Genomic DNA, 17083 nt, shown 5'->3' on the forward strand with positions numbered 1-17083 from the left:
AAAGTTGCGCGTCACGGTGCAAGATCGCACCATGACCATGATCGACTGGGACGATATTCGATACTTCCTGGCCGTCGGGCGTGGCGGCTCGGTCAGGGCGGCCGCCGAGCGTCTCGGCGTGAACCACGCGACCGTGCTCCGGCGCATCGCTCAGCTCGAGCAACGGCTCGGGGTGCAAGTCTTCGAGAAGCGGCCGTCGGGCTACCGCCTGACCGCCGCTGGCGAGGAAGTCGTCGAGTTCGCCGAGCAGATGGAGGCGTCGTCTCACCAGCTGGAGACGCGCGTCTTCGGGCGCGACCAGAGTGCGCGCGGCCTGCTGCGGGTCACGTTGCCGCCGTTTCTGGCGACCCACCTTCTCATGCCGGACCTGGCCGATTTCGCCCGCCTGCATCCGGACATCGAGATCGAGATCCTATCGACCGGCGAGGTGGCTAACCTGACCAACCGGGAGGCCGATGTTGCGATCCGCTTCGTCGTCGACCGCAAGACTCTGCCGCTTAATCTCCACGGCCTGGTGGGTCCGCAACTGGCCGGCGGGGTCTATCTGTCCCGCGATCTGCTGGCCAAGTGGCGTGCGGGCGCGGTAGCTCCCATCCGGCCGATCGTCATCAACGATCGCGGCGTCCCCGACTGGGCCAACGCGGGCGAGGTCCGCGCGGCCGGGGCGCCTTTCAGGGCGCCGGACGCCGAGGCGCAGGTCGCCGCGGTGCGGCAAGGAATCGGGATGACAAGACTGCCGTGCTTCGTCGGCGACGCCGACCCCTTGCTGGCGAGGGCGCCGGGCATCGAGCCACGCCTAAACGGCGCGCTCTGGATCCTCACCCAGGGCGAGACGCGCAAGACCAAGCGCGTACGGCTTTTCATAGAATTCGTGTCCCTGAGGCTCGCCGGCTACGCACCGCTGCTTACGGGACTGTCCGCATCCGGCGACTGACGCGCGGACGACGCCGTCGCCACCTCCGACTGAAGGTCCGGAATGTGGAGCTGCTCCAAAGGCAGCTGCTGGCGCTCAGATGGCGTAGCAGATGTTGCGTTCTATCTACCTCTCAGTCCGACACTGCGGTTAGCAGCCCAACGCGCTTTCCTCCGTGCGGGGCGGCGGACATCGAGCAAATGCTGAAGCCGCGTCCGATCTCGCATCGCTGGATCTCCCAGTAGTTGATGTGCAGCTTCATCTGCCGGGCGATGAAGCTTGCCGGTTGGCCTGCTGACCCCAATTGACGTTGAACGTCACGCGCCGGGGCGGGCTCTCAGTTTAACGCCGTCCCGTCCCGAAATCCGGGGCCGAGGATCTGCCGTGGCGGGTCGATGATCATCGCGAGAACGCTCGGCTCTTCTTGGGGGCGGGGCGCTGAAGATACATGGCTTGCGGTCGCAAAGGGCAAGGCCGCAGAGCCCCGAGACGGCGCGCGAAAAAATCGGTGAGGGGGCCGAACACGCACGGCGTCATTGGCTCAAGCGGCGCCGAGGCGTCTGAAGCCATGGCGAGTGAATGCGAGTATTCTGCGATTTCGACGGCACGATCGCCAAGCTCGACACCACCGATCTTGTCCTGACCCGTCTGGCCGACCCGGCGTGGGAAGTGCTCGAGGCGCGCTGGACCCGCGGCGAGATCACCGCCGCCGAGTGCATGCGCGGCCAGATCGCCCTGATCGGCGGCGACGATGCGGCGCTGGATGCGGTGCTCGACAGCGTCGAGTTGGCCGACGGCTTCGTCGAGTTCGTCGCCTGGTGCGAGGCCAGCGCCGTGCCCCTGACCGTGGTCAGCGACGGAGTCGACCGGTTCATCGCCCCGATCCTGGGACGCCACGGCCTGGATCACCTGCCGGTGGTCGCCAACGTCCTGGTCGGCGAGGCAGGCGCGCGCGGCTTGGAACAGCCCTGGGCGCGCGCCGGCTGCGCGGCGGGTTCGGGCGTCTGCAAGTGCCAGGTGGCGACGGGCGACGAGACCGTCAACGCGCTCGACGGCCCGCTGGTCTTCATTGGTGACGGGCGTTCGGACTTCTGCGTCTCCAACCGCGCCGACCTGCTGTTCGCCCGCGACAAGCTGGCCGCCTACGCCCGCTCGCGGGCCATGCCCCATCACGAATTCTCCGATTTCCACACCATCACGACGACGCTCGCGGCCGCTCACGACCGCATGGCGCGCCGCGCCGCCATCTGACTGGAGCCGCCTTCATGTACGACGCCGACAATACCGCTCAAGTCCTCGACGAAGCCGCCCTGCGCGCGCTCGAGGCCCAGTACTGTTCCTACGGCGACACGGTGCACTACCTGCCCGATCCCAAGTTCTTCGACGGGTGCAAAGGCTCGTTCATGTACGACAGCCAGGGCCGCAAGTTCCTGGACCTGCAGATGTGGTACTCGGCGGTCAATTTCGGCTACCGCAACCCGCGTCTCAACGCCGTGGCCCACCGCCAGCTCGACACCCTGCCGCAGGTGGCCAGCCAGTACCTGCACCGCGAGAAGGTCGAACTGGCGGCGATGATCGCCCAGGACGCCGAAAAGAAGTTCGGTCGCAAGGGCCGGGTTCACTTCAATGTCGGCGGCGCCCAGGCCGTCGAGGACTCGCTGAAGCTGGTGCGCAACGCCAGCAACGGCAAGCAGCTGATGTTCGCCTTCGAGGGGGGCTATCACGGCCGCACCCTGGGCGCCTCGGCGATCACCTCGTCCTACCGCTATCGCCGGCGTTTCGGCCACTTCAGCGATCGCGCGCAGTTCATCGAGTTCCCGTACCACTTCCGCGGCCCCAAGGGCATGAGCAAGGAAGAGTACGGCGAGGCCTGCGTCGCCAAGTTCGCTCGGCTGTTCGAGACAGAATACAACGGCGTCCTCGACACCAAGACCGGCCAGGCCGAATACGCCGCCTTCTATATCGAGCCCATCCAAGGCACCGGCGGCTACGTCATCCCGCCGCCCAACTTCTTCATCGAGCTGAAGAAGGTCCTCGACCAGCACGGGATCCTGCTGGTGGTCGACGAAATCCAGATGGGCATGTATCGGACCGGCAAGCTGTGGTCGATCGAGCACTTCGGCGTGCAGCCCGACGTGCTGGTGTTCGGCAAGGCCCTGACCAACGGACTGAACCCGCTGTCGGGCGTCTGGGCCCGCGAGGAGCTGATCAACCCGGAGATCTTCCCGCCCGGCTCGACCCACTCGACCTTCAATTCCAACCCAATGGGCACGGCGGTGGCGCTGGAGGCCCTGCGGATGACGTCCGAGGTAGATTACGGCGCGGCCGTGATGGAGAAGGGCGCCTACTTCCTGGAGGGCCTGAAGGACCTGCAGAAGCGCTGGCCGCAGATCGGCGACGTCGACGGCCTGGGCCTGGCCCTGCGCGCCGAGATCTGCGAGGCCGACGGCTTCACCCCCGCCAAGGCCCTGCTCAACCGCATGGAAGCCGAGGGGATGAAGGGCGACATCGAGATCGACGGCAAGCGCTACGGCCTGATCCTCGACGTCGGCGGCTACCACAAGAACGTCATCACGCTGGCGCCCTCGCTGGAGATCAGCAAGGGCGAGATCGACCTGGCCCTCAAGCTGCTCGACGCGGTCCTGCGCCGTTGCGTCGATTGAGTGACGGGATGCGGCCGGTCTTCTTGAACCTCGACGGCGCTTTGCGCGCGCAGCCGGTGCTGCGTGAGCGGGCCGGCGGCCTGACCGTCGAGGCCCGGGATCTGGAACCGGCTCTGCGTTTGTGGAGTCGGCCGCCGGCCCTGGCCGCGCTGGCCAAACGCCTGCGCAACCGTGCACCCAGCGGAACAGGTCCCGACCTGGTGTTCGCCGGTTCGGGAGATTTCCACCACGTGACGCCCATGCTGATCGAGCGAGCCCTCGCGGCGTCGGGCGTCGGCGCGGTGACCGTGGTGCATTTCGACAACCATCCCGACTGGGTGCGGTTCGAGAACGGCCTGCATTGCGGCTCCTGGGTCGGGCGGGCCGCGCGCCTGCCCGGCGTGGCCAGGGTGATCACCGTCGGCGTCTGCAGCGGCGACATCGACCGCCCCGAGACCAAGCGCGCGGATCTCGACTTGGTCTCGGAAGGCCGGGTCGAGCTCTATCCGTACCGGACGCCGGACGGCGGCCCCGCCCTGCGGCTCGGCGGCCAGGAATGGCCGTCGATCGAGGCGATGGGCGAGGGCGGCTTCGTCGACCTGCTGGCGTCGCGCATCACGACCCCGGCGGTCTACGTCACCATCGACAAGGACGTCCTGCGATCGGCCGACGCCGTCACCAACTGGGACCAGGGGCGACTGAGCCTGGAGGGGTTGGAGACGCTCGTCCGCGCCGTAGCGACCCGCGCGCGGGTGATCGGCGCCGACGTGGTCGGGGACTGGTCGGCGCCGCGCTACGGTCCGGGACCGCTGTCCGCCTTGTTGAAGATCGGAGAAGCCTTTCTCGATCAGCCGCATCGCGGGCCGCTCCCCGCCGTGGCGCGGCGGATTAATCAGGCGACCAATCTTCGTCTGCTGTCGCTGTTTTCGGAGGTCGCGCCGTGAGTTCGGCCCTGACCTTCGCCAGCGCCGGTCTGCTGGCCTTCTGCATCGTCACGGAGATCGGCCGCGAACTCAGCTTCAAGGCGGCTTCGGACGGGGCCGAGGGCAAGCGGGCTTATGTCGCGGCGCTCGCCCTGCAGCCGGTGCTGTGGCTGGGGTTCGTGTTCTGGTTCGTCGAGATGGTCGCCTGGGTGCTGGTGCTGGAAACCACCCCGCTCAGTCTGGCCTTCCCGATCATGACCCTGACCTATGCCGGCGTGCCCCTGGCCGGGACGTTGATCCTCAAGGAGCGGCTCACCCTGATCCAGATCGCCGGCGCGGCCCTGGTCGCCGCCGGGGTGACCTGCGTGGGGCTGTCAGGCCTGTGACCGATTCGAAGCCCGGAGCGATGGCCATGACGCCGCAAGACCTCCGTCTCGCCAGGCGCGCGCTCGGCCGCACGATCGTCGGCCAGGCCTTGGGCGTCCTGGCCCGGTCCGACCGACAAACGCGCGGCTCGACCCAGGCGGCGGGCTCATGAGCGTCCAGCCGCTCCGGCTGGCCGGCCGTTCCGGCCAGGGCGTCTTGCTGGTGCATGGCCTGACCGGCGCCCCGGCGGAGATGAAGCCTTTGGCCAAGCGCCTGGCGCGGCGCGGCTTCGAGGTCGCCGCGCCCCTGCTGCCGGGCCATGGCGCCGACGAGGCGACGCTGCTGAGGACCACTTGGCGCGACTGGCTCGATGGCCTGTGCGAAGCTCATGACCGCTTCGCCGCCGAGGTCGACTCCGTGCACGTGGCGGGAATCTGCGTCGGCGGGGCGCTGGGCCTGATGCTGGCCGCCGAGCGCCCGACCATCCGCGCCGCGGCGGTCTATTCGATGACCTTCGAATACGACGGCTGGAACATGCCGCGCTTCGCCGCAGCCGCGCCGGTGATCCAGCTGGTCGCCAACCTCCCGGGCGTTCGCCAACTGAGCTGGGCCGAGACCCATCCCTTCGGGTTGAAGGACGAACGGCTGCGCAGCCTGGCGGAACGCGCGCCCGGCGGCCTGATCGAAGGGGCCATCGACCGCCTCCCGCTTGGCGCGCTCTACCAGATGTACCGGATGAGCCGCCGGCTGGAACGGATCGGCAAGACCATCCAGACCCCGACCTTGATCCTGCACGCCAGCAACGACGACATGAGCCATCCGCGCAACGCCTATCGGCTGGAGAAGGCGCTGGGCGGGCCGACGCGCCTGCACCTGCTCGACGACAGCTACCACATGATCCACGTTGACCAGGAGCGCGACCGCGTGGCGGCGTTGACGGCGGCCTTCTTCGGCGAGGACGCGCCGTTGCTGGTCGAGAGCCTGGGGCTGAAGTCCCATGTTTGAGACCCGGATCCTGACTACACTGGACGACCTGCCGCGCGGCCAGTGGGACGCCCTGTTCGGCGGCGCGTTGGAAGGGTTCGACTATCTGCGCGCCATCGAAGGCTCGGGCCTGGCGGGCTTTGCCTGGCGCTATGTGCTGGTCCATCGCGCCGGCCGCCTGGTGGGCGCGGCGCCGGCCTTCATCACCGATTATCGGCTCGAGACCACGTTCGAAGGCGCGGGCCGCAAGATCGCCGACCACGTGCGCCGCATCGCGCCGGGCGTGATGACGCCCAAGCTGGCCTGTCTCGGTTCGCCCTGCACGGAAACAGCGACCGCGGGCTTCGCGCCGAACCTGTCCGAGGCCGATCGTCCCGCCGTCCTGGCGGCGTTGATCAAGGCTTTCGAACAGGACGCGGTCCAGGCGGGATGCCCGCTGACAGGCGTCAAGGACGCCGACTTCGCGCAAGGCCAGCTGTGGTCCGGCGTCATGGCTTCGGCCGGCTACAGCGCCGTGCCGGGACAGGCGATCGCCGACCTCGTCATCGACTTCCCCGACATCGAGACCTATCTGGCGCGGTTGTCCAGCGGGGTGCGCCGCGACATGCGCCGCAAGCTGCGCGCGCGGCACGGCGTGCGCGTCGAGATGCGGTCGGACCTGGGGGCCGACCTGCCGCGCGCGATGGCGCTTTATCACCAGACCCTGGCGCGGGCCTCCGCCCAGTTGGAGACGCTGACGCCGGCCTTCTTCACCGAAGTCGCCGCCCGCATGCCGGGGCGGGCGATCTTCGCGCTCTACTATGTCGGAAGCGACCTGCTGGCCTTCAATCTGCTGCTCGAGGACGGCGAAGTCCTGCTCGACAAGTTCTTCTGCATGGAGGCCGAGCGCGGCCGCGCCCACAACCTCTACTTCCTCAGCTGGTTCCTCAATATCGAGCACGGCCTGCGGCGGGGTCTCAAGCGCTATCAGAGCGGCCAGGCCAACCTCGGCGACAAGCGGCGGCTCGGCAGCCGGCTGACCCCGGCGATCCAGTATTTCCGCCATCGCAACGGCCTGCTCAACGGCGCCCTTCGCGCCCTGGCGCCGCTGGTGCTGGGCGACCCGCCTGAAGGACTGGCCGCATGACCCCGAAGATCAAGGCGCCCCGCCGCCTCGCGCCGGTGGTGCTGTTCGCCATCCTGCCGCTGCTGACCCTTGGCTACCAGATCGCCGCCAAAGCCTCGGCCGCGCAGTTGGCCCACATCGAGTTCGACCTGGCCTGGCTGATCAGCGCCGCGCAGATGCCGACGGTCCAGTTGCTGCTGGCCCTGGAGGTCGCCGCCTTCGTGGCCTGGATGATCGTCCTGGCCGAAATGCCGCTCAGCGCCGCCTTCCCGCTTTCGGCCGTCAGCTACGTTCTGATCATCGCCGCCAGCGTCGTCGTCTTCCATGAGCCGATCGGAGCGCTGCAGGTGGCGGGCAGCATCGCCATCCTGCTTGGGGTCTGGCTGATCGGCCATGGCGGACGCGAGGTTCGCCCCGCCACGCCGGGCGTGGGCGCATGAGGTCGATCGCGCTCAAGACCTTGCTGTTCGACTGGCGACGCTTCGCACCGGCCGCCGTCGCGGTGGGTTTTTCCGGGCTGCTGGTGCTGTTGCAGGCTGGCCTGATCCTCGGCGTGTTCTCGCTGGCCAGCGTCTATGTCACCAAGTCGTCAGCCGATCTCTGGGTCGGCTTTCCGGGCGTCCAGAGCATCGACCTGGGCCGGCCGATCGGCGGAGCGACGGAACTGCTGCTGCGCGCCGATCCGCGCGTCGCCCAGGTGGAGCCCTTCTACTGGGGCTCGGGTGAGTGGCGCACCCGCCACCACGGCATGGTCAATGTCTATATCGTCGGCGTCGATCCGGATCCCGGCGCCATGGTGCTGGCGCACGCCCTGCCAACCGACCTGCGCGCCGCCCTGGCCGAGCCGGACGCGGTGCTGGTCGACCGCGCCGACCTGGACAAGCTCGAGACGGATGTCGGCGGCCTGGCGGAGATCAACGGCCATCGGGTGCGGATCGCCGGCGTGACCGAGGGCCTGCGGGCCCTGGGCGGCGTCAATGTCATCGCCTCGCCCGCCACCGCCCGCCGGCTGGACCCGACGATTGGCGACGGGGAAGGGGCGGCCTATTTCACGGCGCGGCTCTTCGATCCGGCCCAGGCCCGGGCCACGGTCGCCGACCTCCGTAAGGTCGGCCGCCAACGGGGCTTCGAGGCGATGACCAGCCGGTCCTTCGCCGAGCGCAGCGTCCGCTACTGGCTGGCGGAATCCGGGGCCGGGGTGGCCTTCGTGTTCGGCAGCGGGGTGGCGATCCTGGTGGCGGTGATCGTCACCAGTCAGACCCTAGCGGCGGCCGTCGCGGCCTCGCTCAAGGACTATGCGGCCCTGCGCGCGCTGGGGTTCACCGTCGGCGCCCTGCGCGCCATCGTCCTGGCCCAGACGGCCTGGATCGCCGCCGCCGGCCTAGTCTTGGCCGGCGCCCTGACGGCGATGCTCGTGGCCCTGGCGCGTCTCAAGGCCACCCCCCTGGTGCTGACCCCCGTGATGGCCGCCGTGGCCATCGGTCTGGTGGTGCTGGTCGCGCTCGGTTCGGGTCTCTGGGCCCTGCGCCATGTCGCCCGCGCCGATCCGGCCGCATTGCTCTTATGAGGTTGTCCATGGTTTCGACCCCCGCGCGGCGATATCGCGTGCCGATCCTGCCGATTCTCCTGACGGCCCTGGCGCTCAACGCCTGTCAGAAGGGGCCAGACAGCGCTACGGCCCAGAACCGTCCGGAGGCGAGCGCGATGGCCCGAGGCGTGGTCGCCGTCGAGGGCGGCTTGATCCCCGTCGCCGCGCCGCGCGACGGCCTGATCACCCATGTGGGCGTCGAGGAAGGCGCCCATGTCGAGCGCGGCGTGGTGCTGGCTGAGCTCGACCGGGATCGCACAGCCCTGCTGGTCGAGCAGGCGGCGGCGGAAACGGCCCAACTTCGGGCGGCCTGGCGCGAGGCCCAGGCGCGATCCGCGGCCGCCCAGGGGGAAGCCGCGCGTATGGCCCGCCTGGCCTCGGCGGACGCCGCGACCGGCCACGAGGCCGACTTGGCGCGCCAGGCCGCGGTGGTGGCCGCGGCCCAGAGCGAACAGGCCGGTCGCGCCGTCGACGTCGCCAGGGTGCGTCAGCGGTTGGCCGAGGTGGAACAGACCGCGCGCACCGTCCGGGCGCCGGTGGCGGGCGTGGTGCTGCGGCGCTCAGCGGCTGTGGGCTCGGCGGCGGTGGCGGGCTCCCCCACGCCGCTGTTCGTCCTGGCGCCGGACGGACCTCGGATCGTCCGCGCAGAGCTGGACGAGGCCTTCGTCAACAAGGTCGAACCGGGCGCCACCGCTTGGATCACCGACGCCGGCGGTGGCGGACACGTCTTCAAAGCTCGCGTGGTGCGGGTCTCCCCGACCTTCGAGGCCGCCGCCCTGGACGACCAGCCGGGCGGCCGCGGCGACGGCCGCGTCCTGCGCTTGGTCCTGGCGTTCGAAGAGACCAATGGCCTGCGCCTGGGCCAACGGGTGTTGGCGAGGATCGGCAGATGATCGGCCAGGTCATGGCGGCGTTTCTCCTGGTCGCACCGGCGATCGTGCAAGCGGCGTCGACGGCCCAGGCGGTCGCGTCGGAGGCCGGTCCGCCTTGGTCGCCGGATCTGGGGGATCCGGTCCTGGCCGATCTGCTGGTGCGGGCCGAGCTGGGGTCTCTGGATATCCGCATGGCCTTGGCGCGTCTCGAGCGGGCGGGCGCCGACGTCGATCTTGCCCGCGCCGGACAGCGGCCGCATCTGACGATCGGCGCGGTCGCGGCCGTGGGCGGCGCCGATTTTTCGTCGACCGCCAACGGCGCCGGGGTTCCGGTCCTGGGCAGCTACGAAGTCGATCTGTTCGGCCGGTTGAAGCAGGCGCAACGCGCCGCAGCCGCCGACCAGACCGCAGCGCTTGCGGACGCCGCCGCCGCGCGGCAGCTGGTGCTGGCCCAGGTCGCTCGCGCCTATGTGACCTTGCGCGGCGCGCAAGCGCATCAGGCGGCGGCCGAGGAGTCTCTGCGGCTGTCCGAGCAGGTCGCCCAGCTGATGCGCCACCGGCGCGACGAGGGCGTGGTCCTGGCGGTCGAGGTGTCGGCCGGTGAGATCCAGACCGCCCAAGCGCGCGCCAACGTTCAGGTCGCGACCCACGCCGTCGAGGCTCAGTGCATTCGCCTGGGTGTGCTGCTGGGTCTCGATGGGCCGATCGCGCCGCCGGCCCTTTCGGGCGACGACATCCCTCTGACGCGGCTGGTGACGAGCGTTCCTTCGGAAGCCGTCCTGATGCGCGCTGACATCCAGGCCGCCCAGGCGCGCCTGCAGGCGGCCGACGCCCGGCGCGCTGAGGCCGTCGCCGCCTCGCGCCCCCGCTTCACGTTGACGGCGGGCATCGGTTCGGGCGAGACCGATCTGCTCTATTTGCTGGACGTGCGCGCCCTGGCCTGGTCGATCGCGGGCGGTTTGACCCATGAACTGTTCGACGGTGGCGCTGGCAAGGCCCGGAAACGCGGCGCACGGGCCGACTACCAGATCGCCGAACTGACCTATCGCAAGACGGTTGGCGAGGCCTGGGGCCAAGCGCGCCTGGAACTGGCGGCGCTGCAGGACGCGGCCGCGTCCGAAGTGCTCGCCGACAAGGCCTGGGGCCAGGCTGTCACCGCCTTCGGCGCGGGCCAGGCGCGACATGCAGAAGGCGACATCGACGGCTTGGCCCTAGCCCGCCTCGAAGCCCAGGCGCTGAGCGCTGACACCGCACTGGCGGACGCGCGCGCGGCGCGGGCAAAAGCGTTCATCGACCTGTCGCTGGCCTTGGGCGGTCAGACACCATGACCATCGCCTTGAGCGCCACGGGCGTCAGCAAGAGCTACGGCGCCGGGGTCCAGAGGGTCGATGCGCTGCACCCGGTCAGCCTGAGTTTACGGTCGGGCGAGCTGGTGATGATCACCGGCCCCTCCGGGTCGGGCAAGTCGACCCTGCTGGCGATCATCTCGGGCCTGCTGAGCCCGGACTCCGGCGCGGTCGAGGCGTTGGGCAGGGCCCTGCAACCGATGAGCGCCGACCAGCGCGACCGCTTCCGGCTGGCCCACTCAGGATTCATCTTCCAGGGCTTCCACCTGCTGCCGGCCCTGACCGCCAGCGAGCAGGTCGAGATCGTCCTGCGTCAGCTCGGCGTCTCGACCCGGGACGCGCGGTCGCGGGCGGTTCAGGCTCTGGAGGCCGTGGGCCTGGGGCGGCGGATGGCCAACCGGCCAGGCGAGATGTCCGGCGGCGAAAAGCAGCGGGTGGCCATCGCGCGCGCCCTGGCCAAGCGCCCGGCCTTGATCTTCGCCGACGAGCCGACCTCGGCGCTCGATTCCGAGAACGGCCGTCAGATCGCCGGCTTGCTGCGGGCGCAGGCGCAGGCCAGCGGCGCGACCGTGGTCTGCGTCACCCACGATGCCCGGCTCGCCGACCTGGCCGATCGGGTGTTGCGCATGGAAGATGGGCGAATACTGGCCTAGAGGGCGCGACTCGGTGGGAGAGGGCGCTTAGCGACGTGATGAACCCCTGAAGGACCGCGCCGCCGCCGTTGCTCTTTCGAAACAGGCCCGACGGCCCAAGATTGCCACTGCGCCGTCGTTGGGTGTCGTGAAAATCGATGAGGGAGCGGGCGAGGCACGTCGTCTTTGCGCCATGAGCATCCGATTTCTTCGCGCGACGCGGTTCGTAAGGCGGGTCCTGTCGTGGCGACCGCGGCGCAGGTTGACCACGCATCGGCAAGCACGGCCGCCGCGGTTGCGTGTGTTGGGGCGTTTCAAACCGACGCGTCGCGCGCAGGTCGACGCGCGGAGCTTCCTGGGCCTGCCGATGGGCCGGGGCGTCCTGCTGCCATGAGCCTGTCCTCGTATCTCCTCCGGAAGGCGCTGGGGCCGCGTGTCTGGCGCGGGCGGCTGGAATTGGTCATGCCGTCGGGCAGGCGTCTGATCTTCGGCGACGGCGAACGCGTCGTCGTACGGTTGACCGACCCCGCCGCCGCCTGGGCCTTGGTGCTCGATCCCGACCTGAAGACCGGCGAGCTGTTCACCGAGGGCCGGCTGGTGATGGAGCGGGGCTCGATCTACGACTTCATCAGCTTGGTGCTCGACAATGACGGCGAGGCCAGCCCTTCACCCATCGTCCAGGCCATCGACCGCGCCCGAACGGCCACCCAGCTCTGGCGTCAGCGCAATGACCCGCGCCGGTCCCGGCGCAATGTCGCTCACCACTACGACCTGGGCGATGATCTCTACGCGTTGTTTCTCGATCCGGACTGGCAGTATTCCTGCGCCTACTTCGAGCACCCCGGACAGAGTCTGGGCGAGGCCCAGCTGGCCAAGAAACGCCATATCGCCGCCAAGTTGCGGCTCGAACCTCATCATCGGGTGCTGGACATCGGCTGCGGCTGGGGCGGACTGGCGCTCTATCTGGCCAAGGTCGCCGACGTCGCCGAGGTGCTGGGCGTGACCCTGTCCCAGGAACAGATCGCCCGCGCCCGGCAAAGGGCCGAGAGCCAGGACCTAGCCGATCGCGCGCTGTTCGCCCTGACCGACTACCGGTCCGTCGAGGGCCGGTTCGATCGCATCGTCTCGGTCGGCATGTTCGAGCATGTCGGCCTGGGCAACTACGAAGAGTTCTTCGCCACCTGCCGCCAACGGCTGACAGACGACGGGGTGATGCTGCTGCACACCATCGGCTGCTCCGACGCGCCCAGCGTCACCAATCCCTGGATCACCAAGTACATCTTCCCCGGCGGCCATCTGCCGTCGCTGTCCGACATGGTCAAGGTGGTCGAGCGGTCGGGCCTGGTCATCACCGACATCGAGGTCCTGCGCCTGCACTACGCCGAGACCTTGCGGGCCTGGCGGCTAGCCTTCATGGCCCGCCGCGCCGAGGCGGTCGCGATGTTCGACGAGCGGTTTTGCCGGATGTGGGAATATTACCTGGCCATGTCGGAGACGGCGTTCCGCTACGAGCAGGTCGTGGTCTACCAGCTGCAGATCGGCCGGCGGCAGGAGGCCGTTCCGCTGACACGGGACTATGTGGGCCTAGCGGAATCGGCGTTGCGCGCCCGTGAAGGGGCGCCGGCCTGATCGGCGATTGCTCGCCCGGCGGCCTTGGTCGGCAAATGTCGAGAAGAAGAGGGCCGCTGAAGGCTGGCCCGTCCGGCTGTTTCGACGCTCGCGCCAGGGGCGGATCCTCGTGAGCGTCGGCGCCAACCTGTCCCGGCCATCGCCACCGTCGCGGGGTTTCCGCCCCGGCGCACGGGATCCCGCGCGCGGTGTTGGCTCGGCTGGTCCCTCGGCGAGGAGACGCCGCCCCGTGACGCCGAAACGCTCCTGGCCAGGCCCGGATGACGCGCTCCCGGCGCTCCTGGGGGAGCCGGCCCGACGCGCGGCGACAATTGTGTGTGGGGGCCGTGGGGCGGCGGCGTCATTGGCCAGAACGGCGCAGCCACGCGTCTCGTAAATAGAAGAGTTCACCATGAACAGACGCCGTTTTCCCCTTGCCACAGTCGCGCCCGCGGCGCGTAGGCTCGAAATGCGCCTGGCGCTCGGCCTTCTCGCGGCTGGGGCGCTGACGTCCGCCGCCCTGGCCCAGACCAGCGCCGAGGCGTCCAACGCGAACCTGCCGGTGGCCGGCGCCGTGATCGTCAAGGCGACCGTCAACGACCGTTTCGGGGCGTTCAACCGTGCCAGCTACGGCTTCAGCATGGGTGTGGACCGCTGGGTGACCGGGCCGATCGCTCATGCCTACATGGCCGTGACGCCAGATCCAGTGCGTGACCGCGTCGGCGCGGCGGTCAACAACCTGGGCGAGCCGAGGACCCTGCTCAACGACGTCGCCCAGGGTCACCCCAAGCGCGCCGGGGTGACCACCTCGCGGTTCGTGATCAATTCGACGGTCGGCGTGCTCGGATTGTTCGATGTCGCCACCAATATGGGCCTCCCCCACCATCGGGGAGATTTTGGTCAGACCCTGGGTCGTTACGGCGTCCAGCCGGGGGCGTTTTTCTATATTCCGGTTCTTGGCCCGCTGACGGTGCGCGAAGGCGCGGGCCGGGTGGTCGACGTCCTGACCGACCCCGTCACCCTGGTCGGCGGCAATTTCGGCACGACGTTCGGGGCGACGCGCACGGGCGCCACCCTTGTGGATACGCGGTCCAGGCTCGACCCTCAGGTTCGGGCGCTTGAGGACGCGACGGATCCCTATGCGACCGTGCGATCGGCCTATCTCCAGCGCCGCGCGGCCCTGGTGCGCGAAGCCAACGGCGAGGTGCAGGCCTTGCCTGATTTCGACGACGCGCCGTCAACGTCCCCCGCAGTTCCGCCATCCGCCCCGGCGCCCGGCACGCCTGGAGCCCAATGACCTGTCCGGAACCCGCCCTGATCAACGCTCGCCCCACGCGCCGCTTGGCGCAGTTCGCGGTGGCGGCCCTGGTCAGCCTCGGCGTGCTGTCGCAGGCGCGTCCGGCTCTAGCCCAGGCGTCGCGCGATCCGCAGGCCGAGCAGTTCGTGCAGACGCGGGCCCACCGGGTGATCTCGGTCCTGGCCGACAGGAGCCAGAGCGACGCCCAGAAGAAGGCGATCTTCCATACGGCCATCGACGAACTGGCCGACGTGCCCAAGATCACCAACTTCGTACTCGGCAAGTACGCCCGGACGATCACGCCCGACCAACGCACGCGGTTCGCGGCGGCTTTCCGCGTCTATGCCGAGGCCGTGTATCGCAGCCGCATCGACGCCTATCAGGGCGAGACGCTGACGGTGACCGGCTCGACGTTGCGCAAGCCGGGCGACGTGATCGTCAACACCACGATCTCCGGCGGCCAGGTCCGTCAGCCCCTGCCGGTCTCCTGGCGCGTACTGGGCGACGGGACCTCGTGGAAGGTGGTCGACGTCCAGTTCAAGGGCGTGTGGCTGGCGATCACCCAGCAGCAGGACTTCGTTTCGACCATCGACAACGCCGGCGGCAATATCGACGTGCTGATCAGCCAATTGCAGCGGGACGCCCAGCGTCCCGCGTCGCGCTAACGGGGACCGGAGACTATGGGGTTGCGCGAACAATGGGCCGAGACCTTGATGGGTCTCCTCGTTCTCGTCCTGGCGGCGGGGTTCCTGGTCTATTCGCTGACGGTCGGCGGCGTSGGCSGCAAGCCGGGCGGCTATGAGGTCACGGCGAAGTTCGGCCAGGTCGGATCGCTGGCGCCGGGCGCGCCCGTCAGCGTGGCCGGCGTCAAGGTCGGCACGGTCTCGCAGATCACGTTGGATCCCAAGAGCTAYCTGGCGGTGACCAAGCTCAGCCTCGATCCGGACGTCAAGCTGCCCTCCGACTCCACCGCCAAGATCACCAGCGACAGCCTGCTGGGCGGCGTCCACGTGGCGATCGCCCCCGGCGGCGCGGTCGACGACATCAAGCCGGGCGGCGAGATCGACAACACCCAGGGCGCGGTCGACCTGTTCGGCCTGATCGGTTCGGTGATGCGGCCGCAAGGCGGAGCGGCCGCCGCCGCGCCGGCGGCCGGTGAAGCGCCCGCGGCGAACCCCGCCGCCACGGCTCCGGACACCTACTGAGATGGCCGCGGCCCGCGCGGCGATCCCCGCGATCCTCAAGCCGCTGCGCACCATCGGGCGCTCGACCCTGGGCGCGCTGCAGATGGTCGGCGGGGTCGGGGTCTTCGCCCTGCGCGGCGTGATGGCCGTGTTCAGCCCGCCGTGGTTCCCGATCCAGCTGCTGCGCCAACTGCTGGCCATCGGCTTCTTCTCGCTGCCGGTCGTGGGCCTGACCGCGATCTTCACCGGCGCGGCCCTGGGGCTGAACATCTACACCGGCGGCGGGCGGTTCAACGCCGAGCAGGTGATGCCGCAGATCGTCGCCCTGGGCATCACGCGCGAGCTCGGCCCCGTGTTGGCGGCCCTGATGCTGGCCGGCCGGGTGTCGGCCGCCATCGCCGCCGAGATCGGGGCGATGCGCGCCACCGAGCAGATCGACGCCATGCGCACCCTGTCGACCGACCCGTTCCGCTATCTGGTCGCGCCGCGCCTGCTGGCCGCGACCCTGGTCCTGCCGCTGCTGACCCTGATCGCAGACATCATCGGCGTGGCCGGCGGCTGGCTGGTGGCCGTGCGGATCCTCGACTTCAATTCCGCCGTCTACATCCGCAACACCGCCAACTTCCTGCAGGTCTGGGACGTCGGCTCGGGTCTGATCAAGGCGGCGGTGTTCGGCTTCATCGTGGCCCTCATGGGCTGCTACCACGGCTACCACGCCAAGGGCGGCGCGCGCGGCGTGGGCCGGGCGACCACCCACGCGGTGGTGTCCTCGGCGATCCTGATCTTCGCTTCCGACTACTTCCTCACAACGCTGTTCACCAACGCATGACCGACCCCCTAAAGCCGGAATGGCCAAAACTCGAATGGAAGGGCGTTCGCAAGCGCTTCGACGGCCCGGTCCTGGACGGGCTGGACCTCAGCGTCGCGGCGGGCCGGTCGCTGGTGATCATCGGCGGGTCCGGCCAGGGCAAGTCGGTGACCATCAAGGTCGCCATGGGCCTGGTGCGTCCCGACGCCGGCAAGGTGCTGGTCGACGGCGAGGACCTGATCGGCCCAAGTCTCAAGTGGGGGGGAGGGGCGTCGCGGCGCAAGCTGTTCGAGCGCATCGGCGTGCTGTTCCAGGGCGCGGCGCTGTTCGACAGCCTGAGCGTCTGGGAGAACGTCGCCTTCCGCCTGATCAACGCCGACGGCKTGCCCCGCAAGGAGGCCAAGGCCCGGGCGATCGAGGCCCTGGGCCGCGTCCACCTGGCCGCCCACGTCGCCGACTCCTATCCGTCCGAACTGTCGGGCGGCATGCAGAAGCGGGTCGGCCTGGCCCGGGCGGTGGTGGCCAATCCCGAGATCATCTTCTTCGACGAGCCGACCACGGGCCTGGACCCGATCACCTCGTCGGCGATCAACGAGCTGATCGTCGAGCAGGTGAGGGGGCTGGGCTGCACGGCGGTGTCGATCACCCATGACCTGGCCTCGGCCCGCACGATCGGCGACGAGATCGCCATGCTCCACGCCGGCAAGATCATCTGGCGCGGCGCGCCGGCCGAGCTGGACCGGACCGACAATCCCTATGTGCGCCAGTTCGTCGACGGGCGCGCCGACGGGCCGATGGCGAGCATGGTCTAGGAC

18 protein-coding genes are annotated in these 17083 nt (G+C 69.5%); all 18 read left to right on the top strand.

Features of this window, described 5'->3' with window-relative positions:
• Positions 1-31 precede the first annotated feature (31 nt).
• The 18 genes from AC1DYP_RS11920 (at position 32) to AC1DYP_RS12005 (ending at position 17080) form a co-directional block, all read left to right on the top strand.
• On the top strand, positions 32-934 hold the full coding sequence (locus AC1DYP_RS11920; protein ID WP_477046509.1) for a LysR family transcriptional regulator: 903 nt from the start codon (positions 32-34) through the stop codon (positions 932-934).
• 558 nt (positions 935-1492) lie between these two features.
• Positions 1493-2164, top strand: a complete 672-nt coding sequence (locus AC1DYP_RS11925; RefSeq protein ID WP_477046510.1) for an MtnX-like HAD-IB family phosphatase — start codon at positions 1493-1495, stop codon at positions 2162-2164.
• 14 nt (positions 2165-2178) lie between these two features.
• A complete protein-coding gene (locus tag AC1DYP_RS11930; RefSeq protein WP_477046511.1) occupies positions 2179-3576 on the top strand; it encodes an aspartate aminotransferase family protein in 1398 nt (465 codons plus the stop codon).
• A gap of 8 nt (positions 3577-3584) precedes the next feature.
• Positions 3585-4499 (top strand): hypothetical protein, encoded by a 915-nt coding sequence (locus tag AC1DYP_RS11935; protein ID WP_477046512.1) that lies wholly within the window; start codon positions 3585-3587, stop codon positions 4497-4499.
• The gene (locus AC1DYP_RS11940; protein WP_477046513.1) at positions 4496-4864 is read left to right on the top strand and encodes a DMT family transporter; all 369 of its coding nucleotides are present in this window, start codon (positions 4496-4498) and stop codon (positions 4862-4864) included. The genes AC1DYP_RS11935 and AC1DYP_RS11940 overlap by 4 nt, the downstream gene beginning before the upstream one ends.
• 148 nt (positions 4865-5012) lie before the next feature.
• Positions 5013-5849 (top strand): alpha/beta hydrolase, encoded by an 837-nt coding sequence (locus AC1DYP_RS11945; RefSeq protein WP_477046514.1) that lies wholly within the window; start codon positions 5013-5015, stop codon positions 5847-5849.
• On the top strand, positions 5842-6954 hold the full coding sequence (locus AC1DYP_RS11950) for a peptidogalycan biosysnthesis protein (protein ID WP_477046515.1): 1113 nt from the start codon (positions 5842-5844) through the stop codon (positions 6952-6954). The genes AC1DYP_RS11945 and AC1DYP_RS11950 overlap by 8 nt, the downstream gene beginning before the upstream one ends.
• The gene (locus tag AC1DYP_RS11955; protein ID WP_477046516.1) at positions 6951-7373 is read left to right on the top strand and encodes a DMT family transporter; all 423 of its coding nucleotides are present in this window, start codon (positions 6951-6953) and stop codon (positions 7371-7373) included. Before AC1DYP_RS11950 ends, AC1DYP_RS11955 begins: the two co-directional genes overlap by 4 nt.
• The gene (locus AC1DYP_RS11960) at positions 7370-8500 is read left to right on the top strand and encodes an ABC transporter permease (protein ID WP_477046517.1); all 1131 of its coding nucleotides are present in this window, start codon (positions 7370-7372) and stop codon (positions 8498-8500) included. The genes AC1DYP_RS11955 and AC1DYP_RS11960 overlap by 4 nt, the downstream gene beginning before the upstream one ends.
• Before the next feature lie 8 nt (positions 8501-8508).
• Positions 8509-9414, top strand: coding sequence for an HlyD family secretion protein (locus tag AC1DYP_RS11965; protein ID WP_477046518.1), 906 nt, complete (start codon positions 8509-8511; stop codon positions 9412-9414).
• A complete protein-coding gene (locus tag AC1DYP_RS11970; protein WP_477046519.1) occupies positions 9411-10721 on the top strand; it encodes a TolC family protein in 1311 nt (436 codons plus the stop codon). The genes AC1DYP_RS11965 and AC1DYP_RS11970 overlap by 4 nt, the downstream gene beginning before the upstream one ends.
• On the top strand, positions 10718-11392 hold the full coding sequence (locus AC1DYP_RS11975; RefSeq protein ID WP_477046520.1) for an ABC transporter ATP-binding protein: 675 nt from the start codon (positions 10718-10720) through the stop codon (positions 11390-11392). The genes AC1DYP_RS11970 and AC1DYP_RS11975 overlap by 4 nt, the downstream gene beginning before the upstream one ends.
• 369 nt (positions 11393-11761) lie before the next feature.
• Positions 11762-13000 (top strand): class I SAM-dependent methyltransferase, encoded by a 1239-nt coding sequence (locus AC1DYP_RS11980; RefSeq protein WP_477046521.1) that lies wholly within the window; start codon positions 11762-11764, stop codon positions 12998-13000.
• Positions 13001-13448: 448 nt separating this feature from the next.
• Positions 13449-14276, top strand: coding sequence for an MlaA family lipoprotein (locus AC1DYP_RS11985; RefSeq protein ID WP_477046522.1), 828 nt, complete (start codon positions 13449-13451; stop codon positions 14274-14276).
• Positions 14273-14941, top strand: coding sequence for an MlaC/ttg2D family ABC transporter substrate-binding protein (locus AC1DYP_RS11990; protein ID WP_477046523.1), 669 nt, complete (start codon positions 14273-14275; stop codon positions 14939-14941). Before AC1DYP_RS11985 ends, AC1DYP_RS11990 begins: the two co-directional genes overlap by 4 nt.
• Before the next feature lie 15 nt (positions 14942-14956).
• Positions 14957-15481, top strand: coding sequence for an outer membrane lipid asymmetry maintenance protein MlaD (gene mlaD, locus AC1DYP_RS11995; RefSeq protein WP_477046524.1), 525 nt, complete (start codon positions 14957-14959; stop codon positions 15479-15481).
• 1 nt (position 15482) lies between these two features.
• Positions 15483-16289, top strand: a complete 807-nt coding sequence (locus tag AC1DYP_RS12000; RefSeq protein WP_477046525.1) for an MlaE family ABC transporter permease — start codon at positions 15483-15485, stop codon at positions 16287-16289.
• Positions 16286-17080, top strand: coding sequence for an ABC transporter ATP-binding protein (locus AC1DYP_RS12005; protein ID WP_477046526.1), 795 nt, complete (start codon positions 16286-16288; stop codon positions 17078-17080). The genes AC1DYP_RS12000 and AC1DYP_RS12005 overlap by 4 nt, the downstream gene beginning before the upstream one ends.
• The last annotated feature ends 3 nt before the right edge of the window (positions 17081-17083 follow it).

The organism is Caulobacter sp. P1_D6, assembly GCF_056406095.1.

Coding starts and splice junctions, on each gene's coding strand:
- AC1DYP_RS12000 (WP_477046525.1), top strand. CDS start 15,483: ATGGCCGCGGCCCGCGCGGCGATCCCCGCGATCCTCAAGCCGCTGCGC.
- AC1DYP_RS11950 (WP_477046515.1), top strand. CDS start 5,842: ATGTTTGAGACCCGGATCCTGACTACACTGGACGACCTGCCGCGCGGC.
- AC1DYP_RS11975 (WP_477046520.1), top strand. CDS start 10,718: ATGACCATCGCCTTGAGCGCCACGGGCGTCAGCAAGAGCTACGGCGCC.
- AC1DYP_RS11955 (WP_477046516.1), top strand. CDS start 6,951: ATGACCCCGAAGATCAAGGCGCCCCGCCGCCTCGCGCCGGTGGTGCTG.
- AC1DYP_RS11985 (WP_477046522.1), top strand. CDS start 13,449: ATGCGCCTGGCGCTCGGCCTTCTCGCGGCTGGGGCGCTGACGTCCGCC.
- AC1DYP_RS11925 (WP_477046510.1), top strand. CDS start 1,493: ATGCGAGTATTCTGCGATTTCGACGGCACGATCGCCAAGCTCGACACC.
- AC1DYP_RS11970 (WP_477046519.1), top strand. CDS start 9,411: ATGATCGGCCAGGTCATGGCGGCGTTTCTCCTGGTCGCACCGGCGATC.
- AC1DYP_RS11930 (WP_477046511.1), top strand. CDS start 2,179: ATGTACGACGCCGACAATACCGCTCAAGTCCTCGACGAAGCCGCCCTG.
- AC1DYP_RS11945 (WP_477046514.1), top strand. CDS start 5,013: ATGAGCGTCCAGCCGCTCCGGCTGGCCGGCCGTTCCGGCCAGGGCGTC.
- AC1DYP_RS11965 (WP_477046518.1), top strand. CDS start 8,509: ATGGTTTCGACCCCCGCGCGGCGATATCGCGTGCCGATCCTGCCGATT.
- AC1DYP_RS11920 (WP_477046509.1), top strand. CDS start 32: ATGACCATGATCGACTGGGACGATATTCGATACTTCCTGGCCGTCGGG.
- AC1DYP_RS11980 (WP_477046521.1), top strand. CDS start 11,762: ATGAGCCTGTCCTCGTATCTCCTCCGGAAGGCGCTGGGGCCGCGTGTC.
- AC1DYP_RS11990 (WP_477046523.1), top strand. CDS start 14,273: ATGACCTGTCCGGAACCCGCCCTGATCAACGCTCGCCCCACGCGCCGC.
- AC1DYP_RS11935 (WP_477046512.1), top strand. CDS start 3,585: ATGCGGCCGGTCTTCTTGAACCTCGACGGCGCTTTGCGCGCGCAGCCG.
- AC1DYP_RS11960 (WP_477046517.1), top strand. CDS start 7,370: ATGAGGTCGATCGCGCTCAAGACCTTGCTGTTCGACTGGCGACGCTTC.